This window comes from Pseudomonas peli, from assembly GCF_900099645.1.
Taxonomy (GTDB): domain Bacteria; phylum Pseudomonadota; class Gammaproteobacteria; order Pseudomonadales; family Pseudomonadaceae; genus Aquipseudomonas; species Aquipseudomonas peli.
The window spans coordinates 19,519-36,116 of record NZ_FMTL01000002.1 but is presented as its reverse complement, the minus strand read 5'-3'; the positions used below and the strand labels follow the sequence as shown (position 1 = coordinate 36,116).

The window sequence follows — 16,598 nt, the reverse complement described above, 5'->3', positions numbered from 1 at the left end:
TGAGAGTATAGAAATCTTTAGCTACCGAGAAAGCCGACTTATGGCTAAACCGTGCCAGGCAGGCCACTGACTAGCGCCGCCTCGCCCCACAGCAAAGGCAACACACGCTGCATGGCTGCGGGATCACCACTCGACCAGAACTGTGCTGGCAGAGCCGGACCGCTGGCGAGCAGATCATGGCTGGTCAGCAGGCGCTGGACTTGCCGCGCCACCGCCGCGCCCGTGTCGATCAGGCTGATCGAGTCCGGCACCAAACTGCGCAGCAACGGTTTGATAAAGGGGTAATGGGTACAGCCGAGAATCAGAGTGTCGCAGCCCTCGGCCAGTAGCGGTGCGACAAAGCCCTGCAGCAGCTCGCGGGTGGCAAGGCTATCCAGCTCGCCGGCCTCGATACGCTCGACCAACCCCGGACAAGGCTGGGTAATCACCCGCACATCGCTGGCAAAACGGTCGAGCAAGGCGGCGAACTTGGCGCTTTTTAGCGTGCCTGTGGTGGCCAGCACACCGACCACGCCACTCTGCGTGGCGGCAGCTGCAGGTTTGACCGCCGGCTCCATGCCCACCAACGGCAGCTGCGGATACAGCTCACGCAACTCGGCCACTCCCGCCACCGTGGCGGTGTTGCAGGCCAGCACCAGCGCCTTGGCGCCCTGGGCAAGCAGAAACTCGGCCAGCACCCGGCAGCGCTCGCGAATAAATTCCGGGCTCTTCTCGCCGTAGGGCACATGGCCGCTGTCGGCCACATAGAGCAGCGACTCATTCGGCAGCAACGCGCGAATCTCGCCCAGCACCGACAAGCCGCCGACGCCGGAGTCGAACACACCAATCGGCGCGTTACTCACCGCTGGCCACTCCACACACGCTGCAGCCCGGATCGCGTTTGACCCGCAGCTCGCGGAAACGGCTACCAAGCGCATCGATCAGCAGCAGACGCCCTACCAGCGGCTCGCCAAATTGCGCCAGCAGCTTCAAGGCTTCCAGCGCCTGCAAACTACCGACCAGGCCAACCAATGGGCCGACCACACCGGCTTCGCTACAGGTCAGCTCGGCCTCGCTGCCGTGACCGTAGATGCAGTGGTAGCAGGGGCTGTCATCGCGGCGCGGGTCGAATACCGACAGCTGGCCTTCCAGGCGGATCGCCGCACCACTGACCAGCGGCACCTTGGCCGCCACACACGCGGCGTTGACCGCCTCGCGGGTGCTGAAGTTGTCCGAGCAATCCAGCACCAGATCGACTGCCGCCACTGCGGTAGCAAGGGAGTCGCTGTCCAAGCCCTGGCGGTGCGCTTGCAGGCGCAGCTGGGGGTTGATCGCCAGCAGGCGCTTGCTCGCCGAGTCGACCTTGCTCAGGCCGATGCTGGCGGTGTCGTGGACGATCTGCCGTTGCAGGTTGGTCAGGTCGACCGTATCAAAGTCCGCCAGATGCAACTCACCGACCCCAGCGGCGGCCAGGTAAAGCGCCACCGGCGAACCCAGGCCGCCGAGGCCGATAATCAGCGCACGGCTGTTTTTCAGGCGCAGCTGGCCGGCGATATCGATCTGTTGCAGTAGAATCTGCCGGCTATAGCGCAGCAGTTCCTCGTCATTCAGCATGTCCTGCGCACTCATGGCGTCACTCATTATCGAAGCGTCCCAGACTGATGCGCTGATGGCCGCCCAGGTCACGCCGGCTTTCCACCGCGCTAAAACCGCGCGCGCTGAGCAGCTCGCGCACTGCCGCCGCCTGATCGAAGCCATGTTCCAGCAGCAACCAGCCACCCGCTTGAAGATAGTTCGGAGCCTGCTGGATGATCAGTCGGATATCGTCCAGCCCATCCGCACCGGCTACCAGCGCGCTGCTCGGCTCGAAGCGCACATCGCCTTCGGCCAGGTGGCGATCATCGGCGGCGATATACGGCGGGTTGCTGACAATCAGCTGATAACGCTGGCCAGCAAGGGCGCTAAACCAGTGGCTTGCAATAAAGCTGGCATTGTTCAGGCTGAGCCGCGCGCGGTTGCGTTCGGCCAGGGCCACCGCCTCCGCCACGCGATCAACCCCGGTTAGTCGCCAGGCCGGGCGCTCGCTGGCCAAGGCCAGAGCAATCGCACCGGTGCCGGTGCCGAGATCAAGCAGCGCAGCAGGCGTGGCTGGCAGCAGCGCGAGCACGGTTTCCACCAACAGTTCGGTATCCGGCCGCGGAATCAGGGTATGTGAGGCAACTTCCAGATCCAGGCTCCAGAAACCTTGCTGACCGAGGATATAGGCCACCGGCTCGCCGGCCTGACGCCGAACGATTGCGGCCTGATAACGCTCAAGCTGCTCGGCCTCAAGTTCGCGCTCCGGCCAGGTATGCAGATAGCTGCGCGACTTACCTAGGGCGTGGGCGAGCAATAGCTCGGCGTCCAGCCGCGGGGTCGGCGAGTCGGGTAGTTCGGCGTGGTTGAGCAGGGATTCGATAGTGGCCATGGGCTTTATTTCCGTAGCCCGGATGCACTCCGGGGCATGCTCAAACCCGCATCAATCGCCCAGCGCGGCCAGCTGATCGGCCTGATATTCGACCAGCAGCGGCTCGATAATCGCCTCGACGCCGCCGGCAATCACTTCGTTGAGCGAATACAGGGTCAGGTTGATACGGTGATCTGTGACCCGACCTTGCGGGAAGTTATAGGTGCGAATGCGCTCGGAGCGGTCACCTGAGCCCACCAGCAATTTGCGCGAGTCGGAAATTTCCTTGTGCGCGGCGGCTTCCTGCTGGTCCTTCAACTTGGCCGCAAGCCAGGCCATGGCCTTGGCGCGGTTCTTGTGCTGCGAGCGCTCTTCCTGACATTCCACCACGGTGCCGGTGGGAATGTGGGTGATGCGGATCGCCGAGTCGGTGGTGTTAACGTGCTGGCCGCCGGCACCGGAGCTGCGGTAGGTGTCCACACGCAGATCGGCTGGGTTGATGTCGATGGCCATCTGCTCATCCGGCTCGGGCAGCACGGCGACGGTGCACGCCGAGGTGTGGATGCGACCCTGGGATTCAGTTTCCGGCACGCGCTGCACGCGGTGCGCACCGGACTCGAATTTGAGTTTGCCGTAAACGTTGTCGCCCTCGACCCGGGCAATGACCTCTTTGTAGCCGCCATGCTCGCCTTCGCTGGCCGACAGCACTTCCACACGCCAGCCCTGCTTCTCGGCATAACGCGAGTACATACGGAACAAATCACCGGAGAAGATCGCCGCCTCGTCGCCACCAGTGCCGGCGCGTACTTCAAGGAACACGTTACGGCCGTCGTTGGGGTCCTTTGGCAGCAGCATGCGCTGCAGCATGGCCTCCAGCTCGATCAGCTGCTCCTTGGCCTCGGCGACTTCCTCTTCGGCCATTTCACGCATGTCAGGATCGCTATCTTTGAGCAGCGCCTGGGCGCCTTCAAGGTCGGACTGGACTTTACGGAATGCACTGAACGCTTGGTACACCGGCTCAAGTTCGGCGTATTCCTTGGAATAGGCGCGAAACTGCGGCTGGTTGCTAATCACTTCGGCATCGCCGAGCAACGCGGTCAGCTCTTCGAAACGATCCTGCAACAGGTCGAGTTTATTGATCAGTGACGCTTTCATTGCAGACCTTTATTTATTAGCCGAACTGCTATGGGTAGAAGCAGGCGGCGCGCCCTCGTCGAGGGCAAACAGTTCTTGGGCCACGCCCAGCGCATCGACGCGGCCGTCAGCAGAGAATTTTTTCAGCTGCACGCTGGGCGCATGCAGCAGCTTGTTGGTGAGGCCGCGGGCCAGCAGCGCCAATACATCCTCGGCAGAACTGCCATTGTTGAGCAGACGCAGGGCCTTGTTCAGCTCCTCGTCGCGCAGGCGCTCGGCCTGCTGACGATAGGCTTTGAGCACATCCACTGCAGCCAGCTCGCGCAGGCGCTGCATGAAGTCGCGGGCGCCGACACTGACCAGCTCTTCGGCGGCCTGGGCCGCGCCCTGGCGGCTTTTGAGGTTTTCCGCGATCACCTCATGCAGGTCATCGACGGTGTAGAGGTAAACGTCGTCCAATTCGCCGACTTCCGGCTCGATATCGCGCGGTACGGCGATGTCGACCATAAAGATCGGCTTGTGCTTGCGCTGCTTCAGCGCGCGCTCGACCGCGCCCTTGCCGAGAATCGGCAGCTGGCTGGCAGTGGAACTGATCACGATATCGCTGTTGACCAGTTCATCAGGGATTTCCGAAAGCAGCACGGCATGCGCGCCAAATTGTTCGGCTAGGCTGCTGGCGCGCTCAAGGGTACGGTTAGCGACGACGATGCGCTTGATGCCCTGATCGTGCAGATGGCGGGCAACCAGGCTGATGGTTTCACCGGCGCCGATCAGCAGCGCCTGACTGCGGTGCAGGTCAGCGAAAATCTGCTTGGCCAGGCTGACCGCGGCAAAGGCCACGGATACCGGGTTTTCGCCGATCGCCGTGTCGGTGCGTACGGTCTTGGCGGTGCTGAAGGTGGCCTGAAACAAGCGACCCAGCAGCGGGCCGAGGGTGCCGGCTTCACGGGCCACGGCAAATGCCGACTTCATCTGGCCGAGAATCTGCGGTTCGCCAAGCACCATGGAGTCCAGCCCCGAGGCCACGCGCATCATATGACGCACGGCTTCATCATCGGCATGGATATAGGCGCAGGCACGCAGTTCTTCGAGGCTCAAACGATGGTAGTTGGCCAACCAGGCCAGCACTTCGTCAGCGCTCAGCTCATCCTGCTCGAGATACAGCTCACTGCGATTGCAGGTCGAAAGAATCGCCGCCTCCCGGCTGCTGGTGCGCTGACAGAGCTGCTGCAACGCCTCAACCAACTGCTCAGGAGTGAAAGCCACGCGTTCGCGGACGTCCACCGAGGCGGTTTTGTGGTTGATACCGAGGGCAATAAAGGCCATGCACGTCGCTGACAGGGAGTGTAAGCCGGCAATTGTCCTACTTCGGCAAAGCGAGAACAACCACTGCGGCCGATTGTCCCAATAGCCAGGTTTATCTCTTAATCCGCATCATTGCAGCCCATGGGCTTGCCCCAGCGCTTGTGTCATGATGCCCAAACCGCAGGTTGGCCACATACTCTTCCTATGAATAGATCCTTCGCGTTGCTGACTGCCGCTGCATTTTTAAGTGGCTGTCAGACCTTTGCTCCCTCTGCCCCGGATGGCACGCCACCGGTGGAAGATCCGGCTGTTGTCGCCCCCGAAACGCAACCGCAGGTTTACCGCAACTTCAGCCAGGAAACCCTGCTGTCGCTGCTGGTCGCGGAACTGGCAGGTCAGCGCAACCGCTTCGACATTGCCCTGGAAAACTATGTAGAGCAGGCCAATGCCACCCAGGATGCTGGCGTCGCTGAGCGCGGCTTTCGCATAGCCGAGTACCTGGGGGCCGAGCAGCCCGCGCTGGAAACCAGCCTGCTGTGGGCCAAGACCGCACCCGAGAATATCGATGCGCAGCGGGCCGCCGCCGTGCAGCTGGCGCGTGCCGGCCGCTACGACGAATCCATGACCTTTATGGAGCAGGTGCTGCAGCGTCAGGGTGATACGCACTTCGATTTCCTTGCCCTGTCCGCAGCTGAAACTGACCCGGACACCCGTGCCGGCCTGCTACAAAGCTTCAACCGCCTGCAGGCAAAGTACCCGGACAACAGCCAGCTGCAATTTGGCAAAGCCCTGCTGCTGCAACAGAATGGCCAACCGCTGGAGGCCCTGGAGCTACTGGAGCAGCAACCCAGCAAAGACCGCCCCATTGCCTCAATCCTGTTGCATGCCCGCCTGCTGCAAAGCCTTGAGCGCAACGATGAAGCCCTGCCGCTGCTGGAAAAAGGCATCGAGCAATACCCAGACGACAAGCGCCTGCGCCTCACCTATGCACGTCTGCTGGTGGCCGAAGACCGCCTGGACGAAGCCAAAGGCGAGTTTGCCTCACTGCTGCAACAGAACCCTGATGATGATGACCTGCGCTTTTCGCTAGCACTGGTCTGCCTGGAAGCCAAAGCCTGGAAAGAGGCCATCGTCTACCTCGAAGAACTGGTCGAACGCGGCAGCCACAGTGAAGCCGCGCATTACAACCTGGCCCGCGCCTATGAAGAACTCGGTGATACCGCCAGCGCATTGATCGAGTACGCCCTGGTCGGCCCCGGCAACGATTACCTGCCGGCCCAAGCCCGGCAAAGCGAACTGCTGTTCAAGGCACAGCGTGCTGAAGAGGCCGCCGAGCGCCTGCGTCAAGCTCGCGAAAGCCAGCCTGACTATGCCATCCAGCTGTACCTGATCGAAGCCGAAGCCTGGTCCAAGCAGCAGGACACCGAACGCGCCTGGCAGCTGATCCAACAAGCATTGGAACAGTTCCCCGAAGACCTCAACCTGCTCTACACCCGCGCCATGCTCGCGGAAAAGCGCGATGACCTCGCCCTGCTGGAGCGTGATCTGCGCTTTATACTCGAGCGCGAACCAGACAACGCCATGGCACTCAATGCACTGGGCTACACCCTGGCCGACCGCACCACGCGCTACGCCGAAGCCAAACAGTTGATCGAGCAGGCGCACCAACTCAACCCTGAAGACCCTGCAGTACTCGACAGCCTCGGCTGGGTGAATTACCGCCTGGGCAATTTGGATGAAGCTGAACGCCTACTGCGCAGAGCTCTGCAGGAATTTCCCGACCACGAAGTCGCCGCCCACCTGGGTGAAGTACTGTGGGCACAAGGGAAACAGAAAGAAGCGCGCAAACTCTGGCGTGAAGCCCTGAAACAACAACCCGACAGCCCAATCCTGCGCAGCACCCTGCTGCGCCTGACCGGAGCAGAGACGCTTTGATGCTTGCGCGCCACCTGATAGTTTTCAGCCTGATTACATTACTGGCAGGCTGCGCCGGCCTGACCTCCCGCGAAGCCCTTGAAGGCCAGGGCAACGCGCAAAGCTGGCAAGCGCACAAGCAACAGATCAGCGGCCTGGATGCCTGGCAGATCAATGGCAAAGTCGGTATCCGTGCACCGAAAGACTCCGGCAGCGGCACTCTTTTCTGGCTACAACGCCAGGACTATTACGACATCCGCCTGTCCGGCCCATTGGGTCGCGGCGCCGCTCGCCTGACCGGGCGCCCAGGCGCCATTCAACTGGAAGTGGCCAACCAGGGCCGCTACCAGGCTGAATCACCAGAACAACTGCTGCGCGACCAACTGGGCCTGAACCTGCCCGTTTCACACCTGTTCTGGTGGATTCGCGGCCTGCCTTCGCCAGACAGCAAAAGCCGCCTGAACCTCGACAGCCAAAGCCACTTGGCGCAGTTGAGCCAAGATGGCTGGCATGTCGAGTACCTCAGCTATGCCGAGCAGAATGGTTTCTGGCTGCCGGAGCGCATCAAGCTCAGCGGCTTTGACCTGCAAGTCACCCTGGTAATCAAGGACTGGCAACCGCGCCAGCTCGGCCAATGACCACACCGGCCATACCCGCCGCTGCCGAACTGATTCTGCCGGCACCGGCCAAGCTCAACCTGATGCTGCATATCCTCGGTCGCCGCGCCGACGGCTATCACGAGCTGCAAACCCTATTTCAGTTTCTCGACTTCGGTGACGAGCTGGGCTTTGCCCTGCGCCGCGACGGTGAAATTCACCTACATACGACCATCGACGGCGTACCCCACGACAGCAACCTGATCGTTCGTGCCGCGCGCCTACTGCAACAGCACGCAAACTGCACACTGGGTGCCGACATCTGGCTGGACAAGCGCCTGCCCATGGGCGGCGGCATTGGCGGCGGTAGCTCGGATGCCGCGACTACCCTACTCGGCCTCAACCATCTGTGGCAGCTGAACTACAGCGAAGACCAACTGGCTTCCCTGGGCCTCAGCCTGGGCGCCGACGTACCGGTATTCGTGCGCGGTCACGCGGCATTTGCCGAAGGCGTCGGTGAAAAGCTGCAACCGGTGACCCTGAGCGAACCCTGGTTTCTTGTCGCCATTCCGCAAGTACTTGTCAGCACAGCGGAAATTTTCTCCGACCCTGAGTTGACACGGGATACGCCGCCCATTAAAGTTCGCAGCCTTCTTGAGGGGGGTGGTCGTAATGACTGCCAGCCGGTGGTCACGAAGCGTTATTCAGAAGTTCGTAACGCTCTGATCTTGTTGAACAAATTTGTTCCAACTAGATTAACCGGTACTGGAGCTTGTGTGTTTGGGAGCTTCCCAAACCAGGACGATGCTGATAAAGTCGCCCGCCAACTTCCAGCCACATTGCCAAGTTTTATTGCCAAAGGCCGTAACATTTCGATGTTGCACCGCAAGCTCGAAACATTGGTCAGGAAGTGAATGTTCGCTCTTAGTAATTTAAGAGCACAGAGTTGTACGGTAATAGGGGCGTCGCCAAGCGGTAAGGCACCAGGTTTTGATCCTGGCATGCGTTGGTTCGAATCCAGCCGCCCCTGCCATTTCCGCCCTGGAGCGGATACACAACTCAAAGCATTCGGTTACACAGGATACAGGGGCGTCGCCAAGCGGTAAGGCACCAGGTTTTGATCCTGGCATGCGTTGGTTCGAATCCAGCCGCCCCTGCCATTTCTGTACTCATCCAGGTATACCCCGAGCCGGCAGGTACTGCGCGTGTCCAAGATGATGGTTTTTACGGGGAACGCTAACCCCGATCTGGCGCGACGTATCGTACGTCAGCTGCACATTCCCCTAGGTGATGCTTCTGTCGGTAAGTTTTCCGACGGCGAGATCATGATTGAAATCAACGAAAACGTCCGCGGTAAAGACGTCTTCCTGATTCAACCGACGTGCGCGCCAACCAACGATAACCTGATGGAACTGGTAGTGATGGCCGATGCCTTCCGCCGCTCATCAGCGACCCGAATTACTGCAGTTATCCCCTACTTCGGCTATGCCCGCCAGGATCGCCGCCCGCGCTCCGCTCGCGTGGCAATCAGCGCCAAAGTTGTGGCTGACATGCTCACCGTTGTAGGGATCGACCGGGTTCTCACCGTCGACCTGCACGCTGATCAGATCCAGGGTTTCTTCGATATTCCGGTAGATAACATCTACGGCTCCCCAGTACTGGTGGACGACATCGAAGACCAGCGTTTTGAAAACCTGATGATTGTCTCCCCGGACATCGGCGGCGTAGTGCGTGCACGCGCTGTTGCCAAGTCCCTGGGTGTTGACCTGGCGATCATCGACAAGCGCCGCGAAAAAGCCAACCACTCCGAAGTGATGCACATCATCGGTGATGTTGAAGGTCGTACCTGCATCCTGGTCGACGACATGGTGGATACCGCTGGCACGCTGTGCCACGCCGCCAAAGCGCTGAAAGAACACGGCGCCTCGAAAGTCTTCGCGTACGCCACACACGCTGTACTGTCTGGCCGCGCAATCGAAAACATTGAAAAATCCGTACTCGACGAGCTGGTGGTGACTAACACCATTCCGCTGTCCGCCGCTGCGCAATCCTGCTCGCGTATTCGCCAGCTGGACATCGCCCCGGTAGTCGCTGAAGCGGTTCGCCGCATCAGCAATGAAGAATCGATCAGCGCGATGTTCCGTTAATTCGGTACACGCCCTGAGCGCAAACGCCCTGCCCTGACGGCAAGGCTTTTCAACCAACCGTCCCGTCGCTGGTCGCAAGCGTAACGGACGGTTTGGTTATTTTGGAGAAGTGAAATGACTGAATTTGCCCTGAATGCCGAAGTGCGTTCCGACCTGGGGAAAGGTGCGAGCCGCCGCCTGCGTCGTAACGTAGCCATGGTTCCTGCCGTAATTTACGGTGGCGAAAAAGCTCCACAATCGATCAGCCTGCTGGCCAAAGAACTGGCCAAACTGCTGGAAAACGAAGCAGCCTACAGCCACGTGCTGAGCCTGAACGTAGCCGGCAGCAACGAAAGCGTGATCATCAAAGCCCTGCAGCGCCATCCAGCCAAAGGCTACGTGCTGCACGCTGACTTCGTTCGCGTAGTCGCTGGCCAGAAACTGACCGCTATCGTTCCCCTGCACTTCATCAACCAAGAAACTTCGGTTGGCGTTAAGCAGCAAGGCGGCGAAGTGTCCCACGTCCTGGCTGAAGTAGAAGTTTCCTGCCTGCCGAAAGACCTGCCTGAATTCATCGAAGTCGACATGGCTGCCGTTGAAGTGGGTCAGATTGTTCACTTGGCCGACCTGAAACTGCCGAAAGGCGTTGAGCTGGTTGCACTGGCTCACGGTAACGACCTGGCAGTGGCTAACATCCACGCCTCCCGCGTTGCTAAAGACGAAGGCGCTGCCGAGTAATCCTCGCAGTGTCGGAAACCAGCTCGGTATGCGATTCTGCCGAGCTATTTCCACAAAAGGGCTCCTGACATGACTGCCGTACAACTGATCGTTGGCCTGGGTAACCCCGGCCCTGAATACGACCAGACTCGGCATAATGCAGGAGCCCTTTTCGTTGAGCGCCTGGCTGACAGCCAGCGCATCAACCTGAGCCTCGAAAAAAAGTATTTTGGCCTGGTTGGCAAATTTAGCCATCAGGGCCGCGATGTTCGCCTGCTGATCCCCACCACCTTTATGAATCGCAGCGGCCAGGCCGTAGCGGCATTGGCGAATTTCTTCCGCATCCCGCCGGAAGCCATTCTGGTGGCCCACGACGAACTCGATATGCCCCCCGGCGTCGCCAAACTCAAACTGGGTGGCGGGCACGGCGGACATAACGGGCTGCGCGACATCATCGCCCAGCTCGGTAATCAGAATAATTTTTACCGCCTGCGGCTTGGCATCGGCCATCCCGGGCACAGCAGCATGGTTTCCAACTTCGTCCTCGGCCGCGCACCACGCAGCGAACAGGAACTGCTGGACACCAGCATCGACTTTGCCCTGGGCACCCTGCCGGAAATACTCGCAGGCGACTGGAGCAAAGCCATGCACAAGCTGCACAGCCAGAAAGCCACCTCCTAACTCTTTACCGCCATTCGCGCGAGGGACAACACCATGGGATTCAACTGCGGCATCGTCGGCCTGCCCAACGTCGGCAAGTCCACCCTGTTTAACGCCCTCACCAAATCCGGTATTGCGGCCGAGAACTTTCCGTTCTGCACCATCGAGCCCAACAGCGGCATCGTGCCGATGCCTGACCCACGCCTTGCGGAGCTGGCAGCCATCGTCAACCCCAAGCGCATCCTGCCCACCACCATGGAATTCGTCGATATCGCCGGCCTGGTAGAGGGAGCATCAAAGGGTGAAGGCCTGGGCAACAAGTTCCTCGCCAACATCCGTGAGACCGACGCCATCGCCCACGTAGTACGCTGCTTTGAAGACGACAACGTGATTCACGTTGCAAACAGCGTCGACCCCAAGCGCGATATCGAAATCATCGACCTCGAACTGATCTTCGCCGACCTCGACAGCTGCGAAAAGCAACTGCAGAAGACCACGCGCAATGCCAAGGGCGGCGACAAAGAAGCTGTGGCACAGAAAGCCCTGCTGGAAAAGCTCATCCCCCACTTCAGCGAAGGTAAGCCAGCGCGCACCCTGATGAAGACCCTGGGTGATGACGAGAAGCAACTGGTACGTGGCTTCCACCTGCTCACCAGCAAGCCGGTGATGTACATCGCCAACGTCGCTGAAGACGGCTTTGAGAACAACCCACTGCTCGACATCGTCCAGGCCATTGCCGACGCCGAAGGCGCTCCCGTGGTGCCGGTATGCAACAAGATCGAAGCAGAAATCGCCGAGCTGGATGATGGCGAAGAAAAAGACATGTTCCTCGAAGCCCTGGGCCTCGAAGAACCCGGCCTGAACCGAGTAATCCGCGCGGGCTACGAACTGCTCAACCTGCAGACCTACTTCACCGCCGGCGTCGAGGAAGTCCGCGCCTGGACCGTCCGCGTCGGCGCCACCGCTCCGCAGGCTGCTGGCGTGATCCACACAGACTTCGAAAAAGGCTTTATCCGCGCCGAAGTCATCGCCTACAACGACTTCATCCAATACAAAGGCGAAGCTGGCACCAAAGAAGCCGGCAAGTGGCGCTTGGAAGGCAAGGACTACATCGTGAAAGACGGCGATGTCATGCATTTCCGCTTTAACGTGTAAGCGATTGATCGCGCGCAGAAATTTTCGCAGAACAGGGTTGACACCCAACCCCAAGACGCGAATAATGCGCGCCACTCGGCTACGTAGCTCAGCTGGTTAGAGCATAGCATTCATAATGCTGGGGTCCGGGGTTCAAGTCCCTGCGTAGCCACCAAACAAAACAAGGGTTTAGCGAAAGCTAAGCCCTTTTTTGTTTTCCGGGCAGACTACAAACAGACTACATTCCAACTACTCTCCCCCGCCCTTGCTGATATTCATCTTGCGTAGAAGCGACGTACTTCTAGCGGCTCGTATCTTGGTGCTCGGGCATCCCGACAATTAAAACGTCCAGTGTCTGTCTTTGCCCCGCAGCCACCACACCTCTAGCAACCGCGCGTATTTGCTTGCCTGAGGACCTCTACGTGATCACTCAGCGATTTTTTGCGAGCACCTGCGTGCCCAGCAACAGACCAGCGAAGATCAACGCAGCCCCGATCCAGTGGTAGCTTTGCAACCCCTCCCCTAGCAGCAGCCAGCCCAGTAGTGCAGTAAATACTGGCATCAAGTAGTTGGAGAGTGCGGCCTTGGCCGCACCGAGAATGCGGATAGCGTGGTTCCAGGCAAGGTAAGCAAGTAGTGAGGCAAAGATCGCGGTGTAGCAGATGGCAGCCAGGTTATGTGGCGTCACGCTGAAATTTGCGCCGTGAGCCAGCTCGTAGAGATAGAACGGCAGAATCAGCGGCACGCCCAGCAGCATCAGTACGCCAAGCAGGGCCAGCGGTGGGATAGGCAGCAGGTAGCTGGCCCAACGCCGCAGCAGCAATGAATAGAGCGCCCAGTCAGCCACCGCCAGCAGCATAATCAGATCGCCTTTATTGAAGGCCAGACCGCTGAGGCTGGCCCAACTGCCTTTGCTGATCAACACCAGCAATCCGCCTGCGGCCACAGCCATACCCCACCACGCGCGCCGATGCGGCCACTCGCCAAGCAGCAGGCCCGCGCCGATAAAGGTCATCAGTGGCAGACAGGTGTTGACCAGGGTGATATTGATTGCAGCGGTGGTTTGCGCAGCGGCATACAGCAGGCTGTTGTACCCGGCGATGCCGACACCGGCGAGCACCAGCAAGCGCCAGCTGGCCGCACGCAGTGCAGCGCGGTGTTGCCACAGCGGCTTGGCCACGAAGGGCAACAGCAGCACCAGCGCCAGGCTCCAGCGCCAGAATGACAAGGCAAACGGAGGAATCTCACCGGCAAACGCTCGCGCCACCAGGGCATTGCCGGACCAACACAGCGTCGCCAGCAGCAGGCCGGCCAGCGCGATACGCACGGAAGACGACATACCTCAGCGCTGACCGAGCGGGCGCAGGCGGTATTGCGGCGGCAGCTGCTCCATGCCACTGACGGTGACGTTAAGGTTCTTCCAGCGGCCGTCCTTGATGCCGTAGATGCAGCCATGCACCGCCAGCGGCTGCCCACGATGCCAGGCGTTCTGCACGATGGTGGTGTGGCTGACGTTGGCCACCTGCTGGATCACGTTGAGCTCACAGAGGCGATCGACCTGCTCTTCTTCGCCGGGCAACTGCGCCAGGTGTTCGCGGTGCTCGTAGTAGAGGTCGCGAATGCTGCGCAGCCAACCGTCGATCAGGCCGAACTGGGTGTCCTGCATCGATGCGCGTACGCCGCCACAACCGTAGTGCCCGGTAACCAGGATATGTTTGACCTTGAGCACATCGACCGCGTACTGGATCACCGACAGGCAGTTGAGGTCGGTGTGTAGCACCACGTTGGCGACGTTGCGGTGCACGAACAGATCGCCCGGCAGCAGGCCGACAATCTCGTTAGCCGGCACCCGCGCATCGGAGCAGCCGATCCACAGGTACTCGGGCACCTGCTGCTGGGCCAGCTTGGCGAAGAACTCGGGATCTTCTTCCTTGATCGCTTCGGCCCAACGCACGTTGTTGTCGAAGAGGTGCTGTAAATCGCTCATGCGTCACTCCCGGATTCGTCGATGCGCACCATAGGAGCGCCACCGACTTTTGACAAGCGCGAGTGGCTTCCGTCACCGCAAACAGACGGCAGCGGGCATGATCAAGCGCGACGGCGACGCAACAACCAGAGAATCAGCAACACACCCGCCAACAGCACCAGGCTCACGCCCCATTGCAGCGGCCCGGCGTAACGGTAAAGCTCAACAGGTTTCAGACTGGGCACACGCAGCATGCGTTGCTCAGCGGCCGCGCCCTGGGTCGGGATATCAGCCAGGCCATCGCCATCCAGATCCTGCAGGCTGCGAATATGGTCCAGTAGCCCCTGCCATTCTTTATATTCCTGCACGCCGGGCTGCTGCGGATCAGCATCAATGATTGCATCCTTGATCGCCGCCAATGGCCGCCCCTCGGCATCCTTGGGCTGCACGCTGAGCAGGCCCTTGGTCAGGTCGCTGACCAGCCAGGTAAAGCTGCCGACATAGCTGGTGGCGCCGATGCTGTAGAGCCGTTGATCGGCCAGGTCCAGCGGCGTGTACCCCTTGATCGGGTCGCCCAGTTCAATCCGGCTGACCCGATCAAACGGCACACGCCAAGGGTTGTAGCTGAAGCGCAGGCCGGACACACGCGGGTAATAGCTTTTGCTTTCGCGCACCTGATAGGCCAGCAGCAGTACTTCGAGCAGGTTCTTCAGCTCCTGGCCACTGACGTACACCTTGATCAGCGGATAACCCGGCGCATCATCCAGCTCGCCAACACCCAGCGGAGCGATGCGAAACAGGTCAGACACCGCCTGCACGCCATACCGGCCCATGATCAGGTTGTCGCGGATAGTGCCGTTACCAGTAAAAGACACATCACTGCCCGTCGCCTGACGCAGCGCGTCAGTAACCAGATTGCCGAGAATCGGATCGTCATGGGCGCGGGTCAGGGTTTTGTCGACCTTGGCCAGCGGCTGGTCGAAGGTATACCCCTTGGGCGCGAGCATCTGCGCGCTGACCACCTGCTTAAAGTCCTCAACCTTGGCAGTTACCGCAGCGTTGCCGGCAATCTGATCATTGATCGGGTGCAGCTGGTAATCGACCACCTGCGGTTTGCCATCCGCCGGCAGCCGCATACGCAGCTCACCCAAGTGCTGAATCTCGGAGCCGGCCTGCATCACAGGCGTGCGCCCATTGACCAGCACAGGCTGCGCCAGAGCCGTGTGCGAGTGACCGCCAACGACGATATCGATGCCCGGCACCTGCTCGACCAGCTCGACCTCTTCACCGCGCCAGCTGCCGTCTTCCTGCTGCACCACCCCCATGTGCGAAAGCAGAATCACCACCTCGGCACCCTCCTCGCGCAGCTTGGCGACCATGGCTTGGGCAGTCGCGACCGGATCGGCAAACACCGCCGGTTTGATCATCGGACTGACCGCCACGGCGTTGTTGCCGAGCAGGCCGAACAGGCCAAAACGAATGCCGCCCTTGTCGATCAGCTTGTACGGCGCAATACGTCCGGCCTCAAAGTGGGCCTGCAGGCTGTCGTCTTCCTTGCGCGCGGGATCGAAGCCGAGGTTGCTCGACAGCAGCGGCATCAGCGCATCGCCCTTGATCTTGTGCGCCGAGCTGATCATCGCGGCCAACCCGGCCGGACGAAAATCGAATTCGTGGTTGCCCAGGGTCGCTGCGTCATAGCCCAGCTCGGTCATCAGGCGCAGCTCGCCACCGGTTTCGCGGGTCACGGTGTGAAACAGCGTGCCCATGCTGAAGTCGCCCCCATCAAGCAGCAGCACTGGCTGCTCACCGGCAGCGGCACGGCGCTGCTCCAGTAAGGTGGCCAGGCGAGCGACGCCGCCGACGGTATCGTCATCGCCGGTGGTCGCGGGGGAATATTCGTTGTTCGGGCCAAAACCGAGCAGGCGTGATTGCCAGTCGTTGGTGTGCAGGATGGTAAAACTGCGCTCGGCACTGGTGGCCTGAGCGGTGGCGAATAAGCAGAACACTGCAAGCAACGAAGCAGACAGGCGCATGACAGATCCTTAGGGCAATGGGCGATAAACGCGGCTGCCGGGAGTATGCGACAAGCCCGGAGCCAGGTCAGCGGCGAATAGCGCCGCCGACGGTAGCCAATCGTGTCAGTGCATGGCCGAACAGGGATCTAGTCAAACAGCGGGCAGACCATCACCAAGGCATCCTCACGGCCACCGACGGCTGGGTAGTAATCGCGGCGCCGGCCAACCTCGTTAAAGCCGTAGCGCTCATACAGGCGGTAGGCCACCTGATTACTCGCGCGCACCTCCAGAAAACAGTCATTGGCACCCTGCTTCTGGGCCTCCTGCATCAGGTGTTCGAGCAGTTTTAAACCCAGACCACGCCCCTGGCTTTCCGCCTTGACGGTGATATTGAGCAAGTGTGCCTCGTCCATGATGATCTGGATCACGCCGTGGCCGACCTGCTGCTGGCCTTCAAACATCACCCAGCAGTTGTAAGCGGTCAGGCTGTCGGTAAAGATGCCGCGCGTCCAAGGGTGGCTGAAGGCGGCATATTCGATTTTCAGCACCGCATCGATGTCCGCCGCTGTCATCGGGCGGAAGCTGATTGCATCACTCATTCAGGTT

The 16,598-nt window shown here is 60.4% G+C and carries 16 protein-coding genes and 3 tRNA genes; 10 read left to right on the top strand and 9 right to left on the bottom strand.

Features of this window, described 5'->3' with window-relative positions:
• Positions 1-44: 44 nt before the first annotated feature.
• From murI to hemA, 5 genes are read right to left on the bottom strand one after another with little or no spacing between them, the layout of a single operon-like run.
• Positions 45-842: a glutamate racemase gene (gene murI / locus BLO50_RS08835; RefSeq protein WP_244152871.1), complete on the bottom strand. Its 798-nt coding sequence runs from the start codon at positions 840-842 to the stop codon at positions 45-47.
• Positions 835-1,593, bottom strand: coding sequence for a molybdopterin-synthase adenylyltransferase MoeB (locus BLO50_RS08830; protein ID WP_090254023.1), 759 nt, complete (start codon positions 1,591-1,593; stop codon positions 835-837). The genes murI and BLO50_RS08830 overlap by 8 nt, the downstream gene beginning before the upstream one ends.
• Positions 1,594-1,612: 19 nt before the next feature.
• The gene (gene prmC, locus BLO50_RS08825) at positions 1,613-2,446 is read right to left on the bottom strand and encodes a peptide chain release factor N(5)-glutamine methyltransferase (RefSeq protein ID WP_090251453.1); all 834 of its coding nucleotides are present in this window, start codon (positions 2,444-2,446) and stop codon (positions 1,613-1,615) included.
• Between the two features lie 51 nt (positions 2,447-2,497).
• The gene (gene prfA / locus BLO50_RS08820) at positions 2,498-3,580 is read right to left on the bottom strand and encodes a peptide chain release factor 1 (RefSeq protein WP_090251450.1); all 1,083 of its coding nucleotides are present in this window, start codon (positions 3,578-3,580) and stop codon (positions 2,498-2,500) included.
• A gap of 9 nt (positions 3,581-3,589) precedes the next feature.
• On the bottom strand, positions 3,590-4,885 hold the full coding sequence (gene hemA, locus BLO50_RS08815) for a glutamyl-tRNA reductase (protein ID WP_090251448.1): 1,296 nt from the start codon (positions 4,883-4,885) through the stop codon (positions 3,590-3,592).
• 183 nt (positions 4,886-5,068) lie between these two features.
• Between hemA and BLO50_RS08810 the strand changes: the two genes are divergently transcribed.
• The 10 genes from BLO50_RS08810 to BLO50_RS08765 all read left to right on the top strand — a co-directional run bounded on the left by BLO50_RS08810 (position 5,069) and on the right by BLO50_RS08765 (position 12,186).
• Positions 5,069-6,799: a tetratricopeptide repeat protein gene (locus tag BLO50_RS08810; protein WP_090251445.1), complete on the top strand. Its 1,731-nt coding sequence runs from the start codon at positions 5,069-5,071 to the stop codon at positions 6,797-6,799.
• Positions 6,799-7,416, top strand: coding sequence for a lipoprotein insertase outer membrane protein LolB (lolB, locus tag BLO50_RS08805; protein ID WP_090251442.1), 618 nt, complete (start codon positions 6,799-6,801; stop codon positions 7,414-7,416). The genes BLO50_RS08810 and lolB overlap by 1 nt, the downstream gene beginning before the upstream one ends.
• Positions 7,413-8,288 carry a 4-(cytidine 5'-diphospho)-2-C-methyl-D-erythritol kinase gene (gene ispE / locus BLO50_RS08800; RefSeq protein ID WP_090251440.1) on the top strand — a complete coding sequence of 292 codons (876 nt, stop codon included), beginning with the start codon at positions 7,413-7,415 and terminating at the stop codon, positions 8,286-8,288. The genes lolB and ispE overlap by 4 nt, the downstream gene beginning before the upstream one ends.
• Positions 8,289-8,332: 44 nt before the next feature.
• Positions 8,333-8,407, top strand: a tRNA-Gln gene (locus BLO50_RS08795).
• A 52-nt stretch (positions 8,408-8,459) separates the two neighbouring features.
• A tRNA-Gln gene (locus BLO50_RS08790) sits at positions 8,460-8,534 on the top strand.
• 45 nt (positions 8,535-8,579) lie between these two features.
• Positions 8,580-9,521: a ribose-phosphate pyrophosphokinase gene (locus tag BLO50_RS08785; protein WP_090251437.1), complete on the top strand. Its 942-nt coding sequence runs from the start codon at positions 8,580-8,582 to the stop codon at positions 9,519-9,521.
• Positions 9,522-9,635: 114 nt separating this feature from the next.
• Positions 9,636-10,238 (top strand): 50S ribosomal protein L25/general stress protein Ctc, encoded by a 603-nt coding sequence (locus tag BLO50_RS08780; RefSeq protein ID WP_090251434.1) that lies wholly within the window; start codon positions 9,636-9,638, stop codon positions 10,236-10,238.
• 69 nt (positions 10,239-10,307) lie between these two features.
• Positions 10,308-10,898, top strand: a complete 591-nt coding sequence (gene pth, locus BLO50_RS08775; protein WP_090251432.1) for an aminoacyl-tRNA hydrolase — start codon at positions 10,308-10,310, stop codon at positions 10,896-10,898.
• A 33-nt stretch (positions 10,899-10,931) separates the two neighbouring features.
• Positions 10,932-12,032, top strand: coding sequence for a redox-regulated ATPase YchF (ychF, locus tag BLO50_RS08770; RefSeq protein ID WP_090251429.1), 1,101 nt, complete (start codon positions 10,932-10,934; stop codon positions 12,030-12,032).
• A 77-nt stretch (positions 12,033-12,109) separates the two neighbouring features.
• Positions 12,110-12,186 (top strand) — tRNA-Met (locus BLO50_RS08765).
• Positions 12,187-12,441: 255 nt separating this feature from the next.
• Here BLO50_RS08765 and BLO50_RS08760 read toward each other — a convergent pair.
• The 4 genes from BLO50_RS08760 to rimI all read right to left on the bottom strand — a co-directional run bounded on the left by BLO50_RS08760 (position 12,442) and on the right by rimI (position 16,591).
• On the bottom strand, positions 12,442-13,350 hold the full coding sequence (locus tag BLO50_RS08760) for a DMT family transporter (RefSeq protein WP_090251427.1): 909 nt from the start codon (positions 13,348-13,350) through the stop codon (positions 12,442-12,444).
• Between the two features lie 3 nt (positions 13,351-13,353).
• Complete coding sequence (gene can, locus BLO50_RS08755) at positions 13,354-13,998, bottom strand: carbonate dehydratase (protein ID WP_090251423.1); 645 nt, start codon at positions 13,996-13,998, stop codon at positions 13,354-13,356.
• A gap of 101 nt (positions 13,999-14,099) precedes the next feature.
• Positions 14,100-16,010 (bottom strand): bifunctional metallophosphatase/5'-nucleotidase, encoded by a 1,911-nt coding sequence (locus BLO50_RS08750; protein ID WP_090251419.1) that lies wholly within the window; start codon positions 16,008-16,010, stop codon positions 14,100-14,102.
• 128 nt (positions 16,011-16,138) lie between these two features.
• Entirely contained in the window at positions 16,139-16,591 is a 453-nt protein-coding gene (gene rimI / locus BLO50_RS08745) for a ribosomal protein S18-alanine N-acetyltransferase (protein WP_090251416.1), read from the bottom strand.
• Positions 16,592-16,598: the final 7 nt, after the last annotated feature.